This is a genomic window from Luteibacter sp. GL_149, from assembly GCF_057834065.1.
Window position 1 is genome coordinate 3,915,431 of the sequence record NZ_CM174395.1, and the last position, 16,776, is coordinate 3,932,206.

11 protein-coding genes are annotated in these 16,776 nt (G+C 61.8%); 3 read left to right on the plus strand and 8 right to left on the minus strand.

Annotated elements, in window-relative coordinates; all coding sequences use genetic code 11:
- Window positions 1-201: 201 nt before the first annotated feature.
- Both AC3IR3_RS17320 and AC3IR3_RS17325 read right to left on the minus strand, forming a co-directional pair.
- The gene (locus AC3IR3_RS17320) at window positions 202-843 is read right to left on the minus strand and encodes a response regulator (RefSeq protein ID WP_489193952.1); all 642 of its coding nucleotides are present in this window, start codon (window positions 841-843) and stop codon (window positions 202-204) included.
- A complete protein-coding gene (locus AC3IR3_RS17325; RefSeq protein ID WP_489193954.1) occupies window positions 840-1,484 on the minus strand; it encodes a response regulator in 645 nt (214 codons plus the stop codon). Before AC3IR3_RS17325 ends, AC3IR3_RS17320 begins: the two co-directional genes overlap by 4 nt.
- Window positions 1,485-1,601: 117 nt before the next feature.
- Here AC3IR3_RS17325 and AC3IR3_RS17330 point away from each other — a divergent pair, with 117 nt between their 5' ends.
- Both AC3IR3_RS17330 and AC3IR3_RS17335 read left to right on the plus strand, forming a co-directional pair.
- A complete protein-coding gene (locus tag AC3IR3_RS17330) occupies window positions 1,602-5,171 on the plus strand; it encodes an ATP-binding protein (protein WP_489193955.1) in 3,570 nt (1,189 codons plus the stop codon).
- 198 nt (window positions 5,172-5,369) lie between these two features.
- The gene (locus tag AC3IR3_RS17335; protein WP_489193957.1) at window positions 5,370-6,821 is read left to right on the plus strand and encodes a serine hydrolase domain-containing protein; all 1,452 of its coding nucleotides are present in this window, start codon (window positions 5,370-5,372) and stop codon (window positions 6,819-6,821) included.
- 14 nt (window positions 6,822-6,835) lie between these two features.
- On the opposite strand, the gene AC3IR3_RS17340 is transcribed toward AC3IR3_RS17335, so the two are convergent.
- From AC3IR3_RS17340 to AC3IR3_RS17355, 4 genes are all read right to left on the minus strand, one after another.
- Window positions 6,836-7,729 (minus strand): hypothetical protein, encoded by an 894-nt coding sequence (locus tag AC3IR3_RS17340; protein ID WP_489193959.1) that lies wholly within the window; start codon window positions 7,727-7,729, stop codon window positions 6,836-6,838.
- 101 nt (window positions 7,730-7,830) lie between these two features.
- Entirely contained in the window at window positions 7,831-8,121 is a 291-nt protein-coding gene (locus AC3IR3_RS17345; RefSeq protein ID WP_489193961.1) for a hypothetical protein, read from the minus strand.
- The gene (locus AC3IR3_RS17350; RefSeq protein ID WP_489193963.1) at window positions 8,118-9,698 is read right to left on the minus strand and encodes a dienelactone hydrolase family protein; all 1,581 of its coding nucleotides are present in this window, start codon (window positions 9,696-9,698) and stop codon (window positions 8,118-8,120) included. Before AC3IR3_RS17350 ends, AC3IR3_RS17345 begins: the two co-directional genes overlap by 4 nt.
- Window positions 9,699-9,888: 190 nt before the next feature.
- The gene (locus AC3IR3_RS17355; RefSeq protein WP_489193965.1) at window positions 9,889-10,926 is read right to left on the minus strand and encodes a CBASS cGAMP-activated phospholipase; all 1,038 of its coding nucleotides are present in this window, start codon (window positions 10,924-10,926) and stop codon (window positions 9,889-9,891) included.
- A gap of 748 nt (window positions 10,927-11,674) precedes the next feature.
- Between AC3IR3_RS17355 and AC3IR3_RS17360 the strand changes: the two genes are divergently transcribed.
- A complete protein-coding gene (locus AC3IR3_RS17360; protein WP_489193967.1) occupies window positions 11,675-11,956 on the plus strand; it encodes a hypothetical protein in 282 nt (93 codons plus the stop codon).
- Between the two features lie 554 nt (window positions 11,957-12,510).
- Here AC3IR3_RS17360 and AC3IR3_RS17365 read toward each other — a convergent pair.
- Together AC3IR3_RS17365 and AC3IR3_RS17370 are read right to left on the minus strand one after the other, a co-directional pair.
- Entirely contained in the window at window positions 12,511-13,848 is a 1,338-nt protein-coding gene (locus AC3IR3_RS17365; protein WP_489193968.1) for a GGDEF domain-containing protein, read from the minus strand.
- A 155-nt stretch (window positions 13,849-14,003) separates the two neighbouring features.
- Window positions 14,004-16,340 (minus strand): putative bifunctional diguanylate cyclase/phosphodiesterase, encoded by a 2,337-nt coding sequence (locus AC3IR3_RS17370; RefSeq protein ID WP_489193970.1) that lies wholly within the window; start codon window positions 16,338-16,340, stop codon window positions 14,004-14,006.
- Window positions 16,341-16,776: the final 436 nt, after the last annotated feature.

Below are 16,776 nucleotides of genomic sequence, written 5' to 3' on the forward strand. Positions count from 1 at the left end.
CCTCCTGGGTGGCAGTGCCGAATGGCATCCTTGGAGTAAGTGCGTCTTTCAGTGAAAGACCGGCAATGGAATTACCGATGTGCCAAAGACTTTGGCAGCACTGGGAATCCTAGGCAGGTTGAGGCAAGCCATCCATAGAGGTCTTCTGAAAGTCAGGGCAAACCCGCTCCCATTCGTAGAAATATCGCGCTGACGCTTGCCTCATACCGACGATACGAAACCCTTCGACCGGGCGTAGTCGACCAGTTGGTCGTCGTTTTCGAGGGCAAGCTTCACCATGGCGTCGCGCTTTTGCCGGCTTACCGTTTTCTGGCTACGGTTAAGCCGCGCGGCTATTGTCGAAATAGAATGACCTTCGCCAAAAAGGCGCACGACCTCCACCTCGCGAGGCGAAAGTTTTATACCCGTGGCGGGAGCGCGATGCTCTGCATCGAGAATGTTCCGGAACGATTCGCTGACGAATACCTGGCGGCGGACCGCGCCGCGCACCGCCGCAACGATATCTTCGTTGTCCGCGCCCTTGTCGCAAACGCCGATGGCGCCATGGTCGAGGATCGTACGGAGTACGCTCGCATTGGCAATCATGGTCAGGACGACGACCGCCATGGCGGGATACTGGCGAACGACACGGTCGAGCAACTGGATGCCGTCGCTTCGCGTGTCGTCGGGCATGGAAAAATCGGTGACGAGGACGTCGCACTCCATCCTGCCCAGCAGATCCAAAAGCTCGCTCGGCCCCGTGGCCGTACCGACCACGGCGATATCCGGTTCTCGCTCAAGGAATCTGCCGATACCTATAAGCACGGCGGCGTGATCGTCGACAGCGATAACGCGAATGGTCACCCGGACGCCCCGGATGCACGCGTGCTTGCGATGTAATCGGACAAATCGACATTGCTGCGCAAACCGAGCTTACGCATCATGTTGTGCTTCTGCGCGCTTACCGTATTCGCCGCGGTTCCCAGGTCCTTGGCTATCTGGGCAATCGACCGGCCCTCGCCGACCAGGCGTAACACCTGTTCTTCGCGAGGGCTGAGCGACACGCGTCCCGTCAAGCGACGCACGCCGGTCTTGCCCATCAGGGAAAGCAGGGATTCGGACGTATAGGTTTTGCCCATCAGCGCCAGACGAAGGGCTTGAACGACCTGCTTCAGAGACGACGCCTTGTCCACCAGTCCCGCAATGCCGAGTCGATGAATGGCCTGCAACAGGTCCGGGCGCCTGAGCATCGTAAGCACCACGATGGGGGTATCCGGGTGGGCGGCCAACAACGCGGCGAGGTACTGCAGACCGTCCCCGAACAATTCGCTCGGCATCATGAAATCGGTCACGACGAGATCGACCGGCGTCGAGGACAGGATTGCCATGACCTCATCGGCGGTCCTGGCTTCGGCCGCAATCCGATAACCCGCGTCTTCGAGAGTACCGGCAAGTCCTGCCCGTACCGCGGCGTGATCGTCGGCGACAAGTACCTGGCTATTCATCGCCCGTGCCCCCTTCGGCACCTTGCTGGCAGTTGATTCGCAAACGTACTACAACGACCATGGCCCAACGCCGAACGGTTTGACAATATTATGATTTTCAGACGATTTCTAGTTCTTTTGGCTGTCTTCGCCGCCTGCGCGATCGCCGCGAAAGAACCGGTTCCGTCATCGGCTGAAGAACTGACCTGGGCAAGGGCGCATCCGGGCATCGTCGTCGGCACGTACGATGAAGGGTATCCGCCGTTCGAGGAAACACGCGAAGGCACCCTGGTCGGCATGGCACCCGACTATCTCGCCGCGATCCTCAAACCCATGGGCATTTCCTGGACGGTAAGAAGCTACCCGTCATGGAATGCGCTGCTTGCCGGCGCGCAACGCGGCGAAGTCGACGTCGTGATGAATGTCTCGCCTCTCGAGGACAATATAGGCGGCCTCATCGTAAGTAGCCCCTATTACGAATCGTCGTCCGTCGCCGTCGTCCGCCGCGACCGGATCGAAGCCCTGCAGCCGGCCGCACTCGATCGGGGGCGCATTGTCGTTCACGCCGCGTATGTCGATGTCCATGCGCTCAGGCGAGCCTTCCCGCATGCGACCGTGCTGCATGCCCAATCCATGCGCGATGCCCTGGCGATGGTCGTCGACGGTCGCGCCGACGCGTTCGTGGAGGATCGCAATGTCGTGCACGATGGCATCTCCCGGGAAGGACTCGGCGACGTCGTCACGACAGGCAAGGATTTCCCGTGGTCGCAAAACACGCTGAGTTTCGGCGTGCCTGTGAAAGACGCGATGCTCGGCCGCATCATGGACCGCGGCCTGGCGCGTCTCGATCCGGACGAGCATGCGCGCATCCGTCTCGACTGGCTCGGACACCGGCTTTCCTCGCAACGCGACCATGAAGGCACGCCTCTTACGCACGACGAGCGGGCGTGGCTTGCATCGTTGCCAACGCTGAAGGTCGGATTCGATCCCAGCTTCGCTCCCTTCAGCTTTGCATCCACCCGCGGACAGATCGAAGGGCTTTCGGCCGACTATCTGAAGATCGTCGCGAAGGACCTGGACATCCGGCTCGAAGCCATTCCTTCCGATAGCTGGACGCATACCCTCGACCGGATCAGACAAGGCAACGTAGACATACTGAGTGCGATGAATCCCGAAGGCCGCGCCGCGCCGTATATGCTGCCTTCCGGTAGCTATGTAACGTTCCCACTCATGATCGTCGTGAGGGAACGGGTGCAACTGGTAACCGAGCTGGCCGACCTCCACGGCAAAACCATTCTCGTCAATCCCGATCGAGCCGCCGATGCCGCCATCGTCACCGGTCTGGGCGACGCAACACTGGTACCGGTTGCCAGTGCGGATGAAGGTCTCCGAAGACTCGCCGCCGGCGAGGCCGATGCGTTCATCGGCAATCTTGCATCGGCCGACTATCTGATAAGCAAGAAATATCAGGGCATACTCAAGATCGCGGCACCGACGGGTAGTTCGGAGAGTCTGGCGATCGGCGTGCGCAAAGGCCTCGAACCGCTGATTCCCCTGATCAACCGTTCGCTAGGCAGGCTTACGTCGCGCGAACGGCAAACGATGAAGAACACGTGGTTCGCGGCGGATTACCACTACCGGTCGTCGCTTCGCGAAGTGGTGCTACGGCTTCTCCCTTTTCTTATCGCGGGTTTCCTGATTCTTTGCACGGTTACCATTGCCTACATCAAGCTCCGGGGCGAAGTGCGCCGGAGGAAACTGCTGGAAACGCAGCTGGACGACGTGGCCGACAACCTGCCGGCCGTTGTCTACAAGCTGGTCCGGCGCCCCGATGGGCAACGTCGATTTACCTACCTCGGCGGGGACCCAAGACCAGTCATCGGCATGAGCGCGCAGGAAATCCTGGACGACAAGTCGCCCGTGCTGCACACGGTTCACGCGGACGACCGCGTCAAGCTACGGGACGAACTCGATCGCTCGGCCCGGGACCTGTCCCTGCTGCGCATCACATTGCGTGCAACCGTCGACGGGAATACCCGCTATATCGCGTCGCAGGCGAAGCCCCGGCGCGGCAGCGACGGACTGACCTACTGGAGCGGCTTCTGGAGCGACGTAACGCACGAACATAACCAGGCGGTAGCACTGTCGCTGGCCCGGGATGCCGCCGAACACGCCACGCGGGCCAAATCGGATTTCCTGGCGACCATGAGCCACGAAATACGCACGCCGATGAATGGTGTTATCGGCATACTCGGCGTACTGGCGAAGACCGCCCTGGATCGCAAACAAAAGCATCTGCTGAAAACGATTTCCGATTCGTCCGGTGCCCTTCTGCATATCCTGAACGACATCCTCGACTATTCGAAGGTCGAATCGGGCCAGATGCTGCTGGACCCGGCCGAAGTCGATCTTCGCCAGCTCGTCGATTCGGTGACCTCGGTGATGTCCCACGCAGCACATGAAAAGGATCTGCATTTTCATGTGCATGTTTCTCCCAACGTCGGCAAAAGCGTCATGGCCGACGAAGGACGTCTTCGTCAGTTGATGCTCAATCTGATAAGCAATGCCATCAAGTTCACGTCCGTGGGAACGGTGTCGGTAACACTGGAAGCTATCGACGGCGATACACAGAACCAGACCATCGTCCTGTCTGTTCGCGACACGGGTATCGGTATCTGGCAGGGCGTCCACGAGGATGTGTTCCAGCCTTTCGTACAGGCCGACCCTTCGACGACACGGCGATTCGGCGGTACGGGCCTCGGCCTCGCCATTTCCCGACGGCTGGTGGAACTGATGGACGGAACGATGACTCTGGAAAGCACGCCGGGTGTCGGTACGCTGATTCAGGTAACCGTCTCCCTGCCGGTCGCCTCCCCCTCGCGCCGTCCCGTCGCATCGCCCCCGGCCGGGCATCCGATCGGGAAGCCCGGCCAACCTGTACCGGATGCGCTTCGGGGACGACGGGCGCTGATCGTCGACGACCACAGAACGAACCGCGACGTCCTCGTCCTGCTGCTCGATGGCATCGGCATGCACAGCGACACGGCGGAGAACGGCGAGGAAGCGCTCGCGTTGCTCGCCGATCGCAGCTACGACATCGTCCTGTCCGACTGTCACATGCCGCTGATGGACGGGTACGCCATGACGCGTGACCTTCGTTCCACGTTTGGATCGCCGAACCACGCGGTACCCGTCATTGCCGTCACGGCCGATGTGCGATCCGAACAGGCTTCCCTGTGCATGGCGGCGGGAATGAACGACGTCCTTTCCAAGCCGGTACACGCCGACGCGCTGGAAGCCATGGTTTCGCGCTGGGTAACCCGGCCATTGCCGGACGACGGCCCGGCCGTCGTCGTCGACCTGGACTATCTCAGGGAGCAATTCGGTACCAACGAATCGATAGGACGCCTGTTGCTCAGTTGCATTGTGGAGACGAAAAAATCCTTCGATGAGCTCGATGCGATACCGACGAAGGTGCCCACGGACGATCTCGCCGCATGGGTGCATCACGTACTTGGCGGCATGAGTTTCGTGTTCGATGGCGCATTGATAGACCGGTGGCGGGAATTCGAATTCTCGATGCAGGAGCAGGAAGATGGCGAACTGCACCTTCCCGCTTTGCTGGTCGCCGAACTCCGGTCGGCTCTCGCAGCCATGGAGCACACATACCGGTCGATCGGGTCGGGCGGAAAGATCAACCCTGCCTAGATCGGAACAATCGGCAGACCGCTTAGCCGTATCTGGTTGTGTGCCCGAAAGGATCGACCTGTCCGACATTGTCCGATGAATACTGTCCGCGGACACTCGCCTCGATAGCCGTAGCCGCCGGAGTCGCGTCGGAAGGCTCGCCACGCCATGGATCGATCCTTGCTTGACGGCTCCCGCTAATTCAACAGGAAGACCACAATGTCAATGTCCGCAAGCCGATCGGCCCTTCGGGGATACCATCCGTTGCGTAGCGCCCTCGTCCTGCCCCTGCTCTCCGTTTCGCTGGCCATGGCAGCCGATCGCCCCATGGACCCGCAGCTCGCCCGTCGCATCGACGCGGATGTCCAAACCGTGCTCGATCGCACCCACACCCCGGGGGCGACCATCCTGATCGTGGCGAACGGGTCCGCCGTTTATGGAAAAGCGTTTGGCCTGCGCGATCGCGATCGACATCTTGCGGCACGCATGGACACGCCATTCGAAATCGGCTCGATCACCAAACAGTTCACCGCCGCGGCGATTCTTCAATTACAGGAAGCGGGCAAGCTCGACATCGACGACCACTTGTCCAGGTACTTACCGGACGCGCCGCATGCCGCCGAGGTCACGCTGCGGCAAATGTTGTCGCATACCAGCGGCCTTCCCGAGTATCTGGACGGACCGGACATCGACGAGGAAGCGACAAAGCCCGCTACGTTCGCGCAGCTCATGGCGCGCATCGCGGGCAAGCCGCTCGTTTTCACGCCCGGCAGCCAGTGGTCTTACAACAACACCGGTTACATCCTGCTGGGACGCGTCATCGAGGTCACGTCGCACGAGCCGTACCGCCGCTACATCCAGACGCATATGTTCGGCCCCATCGGCATGAAACAGACCTTTACGGTGGCCGACGAAAGTCGCCTGCCGGAGATGGCGCGGGGATATCGCACTGTCGGCGACAAGGTCGAGCCTGCGACGCCATGGAGCGAATCGTATGCATCGTCGGCCGGATGCATCGTCTCCACCATTGGCGACCTGGAAAAGTGGAACGAAGCATTGACCAGCGGCAAAGTCGTTTCACCGAAAAGCTACGCACTGATGAGCACCTCGGTGATGACCTCCCAGCATGGCGATGCCGAATACGGCTTCGGCCTGTTCGTCGATTCCGTGGAAGACCAGCCGCGCATCGGACACACCGGCGGATCGGCCGGATTCACGACAGCGAACGAGTACTTTCCGAAACAGCAGGTGCGCATCGTCGCGCTCACCAATCACCGGGAAAATCCCGAGCCCGGCGAGATGCTCACCACGGCGATCTTCAACGACCTGTTTCCCGACATCGCGGCCGAGGCGCTTCGGCCGGCCGCCGGCGAAGATGCCGCCGTGACGGCACGCGCAAAGGCGTTCTACGCGCAACTTCAGTCGGGAACCGAAGACACCGCGTCGCTCGGCGCGAAGCTCGACGCTAAAATGAAAGAGGGTCTTGCGAAGCGTCTGGCCGAAACCTATGCGCCCTATGGCAAGCCGACCGCTTTCACCTTCAAGGGCCGGCGTACCACGCCCGGCCGCCAGTGGTTCGACTACGTCATCCAGTTCGGGCCGGGCAGCATGCTCAAGTTCGGCATAGGAATGGATGACGACGGAAAGATCGCCGGCCTCTCCTTCGGGTAGAACGTATCCGTTACTCAGGCATCCGTTTGCGTAACTGCCTCACCTTTCTCGGGTGAGGCATAGCGCTGAACCGACTCGCCATAAATATAGTTGCCGTAGTACTCGCGCCCCCGATCGTCGGGGTGCGCGGGAAAATCGATGAACGGCTGCGCGCAGTGAGGGCAAACCAGCGGATTCATATATCGGAAGACACCGCCGCACTCGGAACAGTCCGGCAGATGACTCTCGAAACGAGCGACCGAATCCGGGTCGGCGTGACCAAGCACTGGCGGCGCACCTTCTTCGTTGCTGCTGGCGGTCAACGTATGCGGACCACCGGAGCAATAAAAGTAAACGAGGTTGCCGAATCCCGCGTGGAACGATTGCAGGCGAAAGCTCTGCCTGCAACCGTCGCAGACACACATCGACGAAACATTCCCGGGAGTCACGTTGCCGGAGAAATGCAGCCCACGATAAAACAGGCCACGCCCCCCCGCATCGCCGGGAAAGCCTGAAGATTCCGGGAGAAGAAACGGCTGGAACCGAAGACCTTTGGCGCCGTTCCTGAAGGCCTCCTGCGGATCGTCGTTTCGTTGCCGCGTAAGGATGCCGTCTGGCTGGACACCGAAGGACGGTCCAACCCGAACCGACATATGGAAGAAGCGAGCCCCCTCGTCGAAGGCGGACGACATATCGAACGCACGGACATTCCCCTGGCTGTCGACGAACCGAAGCATGTCATTCCGGTTCCGGAGTTCGACCAGGGGCAACTTCTCTCCCGGCACTTCGTGGGCCCGGATCGCACAGACTTCGTTTTCACGTATCAGTACACGAAGCAGCGGCTCTTCTTCTGGAGCCTTACCTTTAAACGGCCACATGGTTTCTCCTTGACGTAAGGCGTCATTTATAACGTCAAAGCGACCGTGCACCTATGGGCGGGCACAGCTCCACGAGACAACCATTCAGATTGCGAACGTAGGCAACATTCTGGCCCAGGGCTTTTCTTCCACGGTCTTAAGCGTCAAAAGCCTTAATACAGGACAACCATGAATGCGACGATCGGCCCTACGACGGCTACGGTCGACACGATGGAACGCACTTTCGCCTCCGGGAAAACACGTCCGGAAAGCCACAGGGAGCTCAGTAGGCATATAGCGCCAACGACCAGGACCGCAACAGATCGATGACGGGTGGCCACGATCTGGGCAATAGGGGTATCCGGGGCGGGATCGCCGACCTGGGACAGGACTCCATAGATGGCGAATAGCCACCCGATCGTCACGAGGAACAACGCCAGATTTGCCAATCGGCTCGAATTCACGTGCTCGCTCCAGGCTTGAGGATTTCCGACGTCCCGCGTCCGCGCTGGACCGTCAGTACCTTGGCCCTTCGCGCAGCCATCTTGTCGTGCGGATCGAGCCTCAACGCATGCCGGTAACCGTCAAGTGCAAGCGAAGGTGACCCGATAATTTCATAGACCGAAGCCAGTTGCGTCCAGGCATCGCTACTACGTGGATAAAGGTGAACCCAAAGACGAGCGAGCGCGAGCCCGGCTTGTGGTTTTCCGGCATCCATAAGCGGCGACAGCCATGCGTCCAGAATGCCTTCGGAAAGATTGAATTGCGGATGGATCGCGCGATAAGCATCGTATGTTTTCACGGCATTGCCGTAACCATCGACGGCCAAGGCAGCCGCGAACGACGCAACGGATGCGGGTGGGCCCGACGCGAACCGGTGCTGAATAATCATCAATCCGGCCGGCACATGATTGATGGCGGGTGATGCAGCCATGAAAACCTGCGCATCGGGATCGCCCTTAAGTTTCTCGTCGAGGAATGCACGAACATAACGCGCGATCCACTCATAACTCCGATTTCGTTCGTTGTCCGATACACCCGCATGTTCGGCCATGCTGCCCAGACGAAGATTCTCGCTTGCCAGGTCCTGATGAAAAAGCTTGAGCAGCCCTATCTCGGTGACATCCGCATGGTGGATGCGGGCAATGAAACTTCGGGGTGCCGAGTTCCGTCTCGTCTCGATAGGATCTTCGCGATCGGCAAAATAGAGCAGCGGCACATCGATGCGATCCGGAGTAACGTCCGGTGCCGCATCCAGCAACTTCGGGAAGTAGCGTACCGATCCGTCGAGATCGACCAGGGCGCGTATCCGGCTGTCGCTTGCTGCGGCGAACGTGCTGGCCATACCGCCCCAACTGTAAGCCACCACGGCGACCCGTGCCGTATCGGCCTCGGGCAGCCTGTGTGCGTAGCCGATCAGAAAACCGATATCCGCTGCCTGGGCACGTGTGCTTTCCAGGTCATCGGCAACGCGCCCGTCGGTCATATATCGCGCGTGCGCTCCCAGTGAAGGGCTGGCAATCACGATATATCCGTAACTGGCCAGATACTCACAAAGACTGTCGTTCTCGAACGCCGAAGCACTGTCGCTCGGCGCATAGACGACGACCGGAAACTTACCGGCGGCCGCTAGTGCATTTCGCGAGGCACGTACCGGCTGGTTGCGGATACGCATCATATCCGTGTCACTGGTGCCTAGCACGGCGTATACCCGCAAGGCGGAACGCGCCATGCGCTTACTGTCCGCCTCGTCCAGGTCGAAACGGTCCTCGCTTCCCGCAAGGTCGAGATAGTCCCCGTAGGTCATCGCGGCACCCGCTACCGTTGCCGGATACCAGATCAGCGTTTGCAATGGACGAGCCGTTTCGCTTCCCACCTTCTCGCCAGTCACCGCGTCGTTACCGCGCCGATAGCTTCGCGCCATGTCGTATTGGTGTACGACCTTGAAACCTACAGGATGAGGTCCCAGCGTGACCGTGAACTCGTAGCCCGGGTCGGCGATAGCGAATGGGCTGATCAGGAGCAGAAGGCACGCAAGCATCCGACGCATCCGTTGTCTTTCCGGCGATAGCGAAGGGTGAAGTCTAGCAACACGACGGTCATGGCAGCGCTATTCGGGCTATAGATGAAAGCCGAAATTATCGACCCAGGCTCGCATGGCGACATCCTGGCGGCACTAGCCGACGACCTCTAGCCGGCGGCACGGCGCGAAAACCGTCCGATCCGCGACATCAGCCCGGATCGATGACCGGCGTATCCACCGATTCCGCCATGGGCGTGACGGCGCGCCAGCTGCTGTCGACTTCATGGGTGCGCAACATGTCGATAAATGCATGAGTGGAAGGACGCGCATAAGCCTCCTTCCATGCATGCTCGGCAAGTTCCGTGAGCCGCTTCGACGCGGCAATGGATGCGTTGTCGAACTGCAGCAACGAATCGCCGGTGGTGTCCGGCGTGCCCTCGATCCGGTGATAACGTTCGTCGAGGATATGGCGAAGAATGCTGTCGGTCAGTTCGCGCTGGGCGGACGACATCGTCGTATACAGGCGCCCGTTCTTAAGCCAGCCCAGTGCACCGAGATTGCGACGCTCGCGCGTCAGATGGCGTGGACTGGCGACATTCGTTCCCAGGCTGAGCATATGGATATCCGCCGTCGGCACTTTGCAGTAGTGCGACGCCTCGTGCATGCCGAACATACCTGGCGAGTTGGCGAAGATACCTGCGTCCACGTAGAGCTGGTCACGCAGATTGGCCAGGGGGAAATACGTGGGCGCCGCCGTTGCCGCCGTCGCGATGTCGGACATGGACAGATCCGAGTAATACCAGTTCCGCGTGGTATGCGGCGTCTTGATCATTTCCAGCCGGCCGACGGACGCGTTGATGACGGGAATCACCAGACGCGTCCTGGCGTCCTTAAGCGTGCGCCTCTCGCCAAGTATCGCGTCGACGGTCGCCCCTATCGCGTCGCCGCGATAGCGCGAATGGAACATGTAACGAATGCTGGAAAGATAGGCCAGCGGGCGAACGGAACGCCAACGGTGACCCGGGAATATTTGCGCTCCATGCGTCAGAAAGGCCGCTTCGATATCGCGTGCCGGCGCACCGGCAGCCAACGCCATCGCCGCTACAGCCCCGATGGACGAACCGCAGATCAGATCGAATGCCTCGCCGATCGGACGATGCAGGGTCCGTTCGAGCTCCCGTAACAACACCGCTTCGTGCAGACCCAGGTACCCACCGCCCGACAGGGCAAGAATGGTGAATGGCATAGACGGCTCCGTTACCCGATCGACCCGACACTTAGCTATGTGTAGTCCACACGACCGACCCCAAGATAGCTTCCTAGGACATTATTTCACTAACCGACCGAGCGCGCATCCTGCGGGCGACTTTGGCGGTGAGTACGCCGCACGCTCGACCGGCGACGACAGCGTTCCTTTGCCGACACGGCACGCCCGCGCCCGGTGCGCACCTCAGTCGTCCCTGCGCAGGCTTCGGACCCAGTGCGGTGCATGGGGTTGTCGCGATGACGCACGATCAGCTCTTCTCGGTGACATACATCGGAACGCCCGGCACAGAGCCTGCCGCCACCCTCGTCGCGCCCACGTCGCGCAATCACTGCCTCGTCCTTCCAGATTCACGCGCGCTCCTACCGGTCGCGACGAGGGTGGCGGCAGGCTCTTCCGGACGGTTGGGGGGCGTTGTGGCGAAGAGCGGCAGTTTTTCGCTCTCAATAAATCGCACGCATTTTTCGGAATAATCGGATGGATGCGTGGGTGAGGGATTGCGATGCTTGCCGGGCTGTCGACTCTTTCGATGGCCGGGTGTCGAAACCCGCTTTAACGTAATCGCGCAGGAGGCATATGCCCCTGCGCTCACCCTTAGCTTTTATGGCGGGCGTGTCGGGCAGACCTTGGTCTGGCCGGGTTTGATTACGTTAACCGGTTTTCGACCCCGACACGTCCGCCACCCCACGCCATGCGCGGGTGGCGGCTCATCGGTCACATGGAGCCGTGTATGTCCCCAGCCCGCCCTTCCCTTATTTCTTCGTGCCCGGTTTGCCGCGGCGATCTCGCCCTTTCCGTGGATGAGTTGCACGAAGCCGCGCAGATGCGATTGACCGCGTCAACATCAATGCTGAGCCTGCTCGCGCTTTCGGCCCATGACGATTTCGATGCGATGGCGATGTCGCAGGCGTTATCGTCGGTGCGTCGGTTGGTCGACGAGGCGGCGGAGTTTGTCGTGGCTATCTGGCGCGAGAAAGGTCATGTCGCCGACACTCAGGCCCAAGCCGCCTGACCCGGGCGATAAAGAGTCGAAGATCTCACCGTCGCCTCTGGGCGTCATCCCCCTCACCGTCACCCCGGCGTACGCCGGGGTCCGCAGCGACCACGCAGGGCAAGCCCGGGCGCTGAGGTTTCCGCTTGAAAACCTCGCCATCACCGACCGCCTCGCCGCGGGTTCCGGCGTGCGCCGGAACGACGATGAGGGAGCATGGATGCTTTCGACTTAATCGGAAAACGCGTGCGAATTATTGAGTGCGCAAGACGGCCGCTCTTCCCCCCAAAACGCGCCACTATCCGGAAGAGCCTGCCGCTGCCCTCGTCGCGACCGGTAGGAGCGTGTGTGACATCCGAAGGGCGAGGCAGTGATTGCGCGACGAGGGTGGCGGCAGGCTCTGTGCCGTGCGTTCCGATGTGCGTCATCGCGAAGAGCTGATCGTGCGTGATCGCGACAACCCCATGCACCGCACTGGGTTCCTGCCTGCGCAGGAGCGACAGTGAGGGAGGCCAGACCTCTCCTTCTTACGTCCGACCTGCGTGTTCGATGATTCCGGGCAGCCGTGGGCATTCTCACAATGCCACGCAGCGATTCCTTCCCGCTCGCTTCGCCGTATACAGCGCGCGATCCGCCCGTTCGAAAACCGACTCCACGGTATCGGTCGCGTCGAAGCGAGCCACGCCGCCGGACATCGTGACCTTCACCGGCCGCGACTTGGCATGGAACGCCAGTCCTTCGACAATCCGGCACAGATCTTCCGCGATGCGCATGGCGTCGTCCTGATCGACCGCGTCGAAGATCGCCACGAATTCCTCGCCGCCATAACGCGCGACGAAAACATCGCGCGGCGTCGCGCGACCGGTCAGCGCCTGTCCCACGATGCGCAGCACCGCATCGCCCGCCGCATGACCGAAGCTGTCGTTGATCGTCTTGAAGTGATCGATATCGAATGCACCGACGCAGAACGGCGTGCCCACATCGCGCAATGCCTGCTCGCTTTGCGCAATATGGCGTTCGTAGGCAAGGCGATTGGGCAAGCCGGTCAGGGGATCGGTAAGCGCCAGTTCGTGCTCGCGGCGCAACGAATCCTGCAGCGTCGTGGCCTGGGTTTCCAGTTCCTCGACACGGTCTCGCATCCGTTCGGCCCGGTCGCGATACGCCGCCAGACGGGCATCCTCGCGACTGCGATAGGCCTTGAAGTGCCGGTCGATCATTTCCAGCCTCGACTCCACCTGCCGCTGCAAGGTACCCAGGTCGACCGCGTCGCGCGTATGCTCGCCCAGCAGGCGGATTTCCTCGCGCACGCTCGAATCCAGCCCCCTGCCCTCGACGGCACCCGTGTTCCGGCCTTCCAGCTCGCCATCCAGATAACGTGTCATTTCGCCCAGCCGCCCGCTGACCTCACCGAGCAGGTCCTGCAATTTGACGATATCCGTGCGTAACGCTTCGCGCTGATGATTGACCAGGTCCGCCAGCTGGCCCGCCAGTACCGCGGTACCCTGCGCATCGCGAACCTCCGCGAGCGCGGCGCGCAACCGGTCGCCACGTTCGGTAAGCGCAGGAAGCAATACGACGCGCTGCAAAAGCAGACGCAGTGCTTCCACACCCGGTGGGTCGGGATGGTCGAGGGCATCGTCGGGAACAGACCGGGTGGAGCGGTCCAGATGCGCTACCGCATCGGCCAGTTCGTCCAGCAGCGGATCGAGTGCCTCGGGCGAAGACGCCTGACGCAGGCCGTCGCCAAGCCGGTCGAGCAGGCGGTCGGCTTCGTCGCCCTGGCCTCGCGCAAGCGCCGCCAACCGCAGCACCAGCCGGCGCAGACCTTCCTCCAGCACGCGGAAATCGCGCTCGTCGCGTTCCATGCGCTCCAGCGCGAGATGGTACTTACGCTCCCAGTGTTCCTGCTCCACGCGATCTCCCGAGTCGATCTTCCTGAACTGGCGTCCCGTGATGCGATCTTACGCCAGCCGGGACACAGTGATTGAGCACGGCCATCTTGCCGCGATGGGGTTCAGTAGATAAGACACGCCATCGGCCGCACCTGGGTATCGCCGCCACGGATAGTTCACGCGAGACGCGACCCCTCGGTGTCGCACAGTTCGGTCAGTGCATCGAAATCCATGGCGCGCGCGACGAAAAAGCCCTGGGCATGATCGCAGCCGATGTCGCGGAGGAAGTCGAGCGCATCCGCGTCCTCCACGCCTTCGGCCGTCACCTCGTAGCCCAGTCCATGGCCAAGCTCAACCAACGAACGCACGATGGTGCGGTCGGTCTCGTCGGTGGCGAGTTGCTGGACGAACATCTTGTCGATCTTCAGCTCATGAACGGGGAGGTGACGCAGATAACCGAACGACGACTGGCCAATGCCGAAATCGTCGATGGCGATGTCGATACCCATATCGGCTAGCCGGCGCAGGACTTGAAGCGCGGCGGCGGGCTCGCCGATAACGGCACTCTCGGTTACTTCCAGAGCGATGACGCTGCCCGGCACGCCATGCATGCGCAGAAGCTGGCCCACGCGATCGGGTAACTCGGTGTCGTCGAGGTCGCGCGCCGACAGATTGATCGATATTTTCAGCACGTGGCCGCGCTCGCCCAGTGCGTGCACATGGGCGATAGCGGTGGCCAGCACCCAGCGCGTAAGACGTCCGATATTGCCGGTTTCCTCCGCTGCACCGATGAAATCTTCCGGCGGAATCTCGCCGCGCGTGGGATGCCGCCAGCGGATCAGCGCCTCGGCGGCATCGATGCGGCCGTCGGCCAGTCGTAACTTCGGCTGGTAGTGCAGTTCCAGGCCACCGGTGTCGATAGCGGCGCGCAGCTCGCTCATCAGGGACAGCCGCTCGGGTCGATGGGGATCGATATGCGGGTCGTAAACATCCACGCCGCGCGTGGAACCCACGGCCGCGAACTGGGCCACCTCGGCCCGGCGCAGCAACGATGCCGCCAGCACGCCATGTTCCGGCGATAGCGCGATCCCGATGGCCGGTCCCATATCGATGCTGACGTCGGCCTCCGTATAGGGGTGTCCCAGTGCGTCGAGAATGCGAAATGCAAGGCCGATGGCGGTGGCGCGGTCGGCCCGGCCCATCCAGAGAACGAACTGGGTATCCGTCGCCCGCCCCACGAGATGATTCCCCGCCGCCTGGCGAATCCGCTTGCCCGCGTCGCGCATCAGCCGATCCGCCAGTGCGTGGCCCACCGTTTTCACGATATCGGGCAACCGCGTCAGGCCAACCATCAGCAGCGCGCCCTCGACTTCCGGATGCCGGTTCAGTTCTTCGTCGATCTCGTCTTCCGCCGCCGCGCGGTTCGGCAGGTCGGTAACCGTATCGTGCAGCGCCTGATAGCGAATGTGTTTCTCGCGCTCGCGCACCGCGTCGCTCATGGTGCTGAAGGCCGTCGCAAGCTGGCCGATCTCGTCCCGACGATTGAGCTGAGGTGGCGGCCGATAATCGCCCTCTTCGATACGCCGCGCAGCTTCGGCCAGCGCTTCGACCGGGCGAGAGACACTACGCGCCACCAGCCACGCCACGACCAGGCCGGCGCCCAGAGCCAGGGCAAGCAGGCCAGCCCATGCACCCCACACGGCGCGATAAGGACGCAACGCATGGTCCAGCGAATACGCCATCAGCACGTAAACCGCCGGGCTGCCCTTTGGTGTGTGCAATGGCTGCGCAAGCTCGAGATACTGATGGTCGCCGATCGTTACGCGCGCGGGCTGCGTGGGAAGCGGCATATTGCCGCGATAGTGCGAAGCCATCCCCGCACTGCTGCTCCCGCTCGCAACCACAGTCCATTCGCCGCCATCTTCGCGTGTGACCAGTTCCACGTCGCGTGGCAATGCGGATAATCGCTGCATGTGATCGAGCAACGCATCGTCGACGGGAATACTGGCCGCTACCCGCCCCAGGGGCCGCGGCGCACGAATGGGTACCGTCACGACCCAGTACGCCTTGCCATCCACCACAGCCACGGCTGCGGCGTGGCCGTCATCGGTGTCTTTCAGCAAATCCGGAAAGAGAAAGGGTTGCGGGGCGACATCGCCGACAGTGTCCTGCCGCACGATGCCATCCATACCGATCAATTGCATGCGCGACGCATCCACCCGGCGACCGTGATTGCGCAACACGGAAAGGATAGTTTCGCGATCATGCGCGCCGATCGCGGAACGCAGGCCATCGTCCAGCGACATGACCTGCACGCTGTTGGCGACGCTGGCCGAAAGGTCGTCCATCTGCGCAACGAAGGCATCCGCGTTGGCGGTAAGCTGCCGCCCACCCTCGGCTATCAGTTGCGCCCGCGCAATACCCGACGCAAGCCCGGCCGTCAGCAGTTGCACGATCAACAGCGTGGCGACGAAGAACAGGCCGAGGCGCGCGCGAAAACCGAGGGGTCTCATCGGGGATCAGTAACCGGTGTGCTCGCGGTCGCTCATGCCGCGAGGATCGGGCAGCAGCGACAGCGTAAAACGCGTTGTACCGGCCGCCCTTCCGTATTCACGGCCATGATGGCGACGCGCACCGCGAAAGCCGGAGCAGGCAGCCCCGTCCCGATAATTTGGCGCCAGCACATGAGTATCCCCCGAGTTCGGAGGTAAGCCTACATCACTTGGCCGGTCGGAAAAGGGAGGCCTAACCACGAACCGGCAGCAGTAGCCGGCAGACGCCGGTACGCCGGTGATGGCGGCAGGGATCCGTATCGTAGAAAGCCATGTCCTTCGACGCCGGCGCCAACCGCTGGCCGACGGACGGGCGCCCGTCGCGGGGCGGAGATAGGGGGGTATCGGGCGCCATCCCGGGAGCGGCCATTACTGCGGCTGTCGCCAGCACGAACCA

What these genes read in the sequence shown, in the direction of transcription:
- AC3IR3_RS17325 (WP_489193954.1), bottom strand. Translation starts at nt 1,484, where the DNA reads ATGAATAGCCAGGTACTTGTCGCCGACGATCACGCCGCGGTACGGGCA.
- AC3IR3_RS17335 (WP_489193957.1), top strand. Translation starts at nt 5,370, where the DNA reads ATGTCAATGTCCGCAAGCCGATCGGCCCTTCGGGGATACCATCCGTTG.
- AC3IR3_RS17350 (WP_489193963.1), bottom strand. Translation starts at nt 9,698, where the DNA reads ATGCTTGCGTGCCTTCTGCTCCTGATCAGCCCATTCGCTATCGCCGAC.
- AC3IR3_RS17355 (WP_489193965.1), bottom strand. Translation starts at nt 10,926, where the DNA reads ATGCCATTCACCATTCTTGCCCTGTCGGGCGGTGGGTACCTGGGTCTG.
- AC3IR3_RS17360 (WP_489193967.1), top strand. Translation starts at nt 11,675, where the DNA reads ATGTCCCCAGCCCGCCCTTCCCTTATTTCTTCGTGCCCGGTTTGCCGC.
- AC3IR3_RS17370 (WP_489193970.1), bottom strand. Translation starts at nt 16,340, where the DNA reads ATGAGACCCCTCGGTTTTCGCGCGCGCCTCGGCCTGTTCTTCGTCGCC.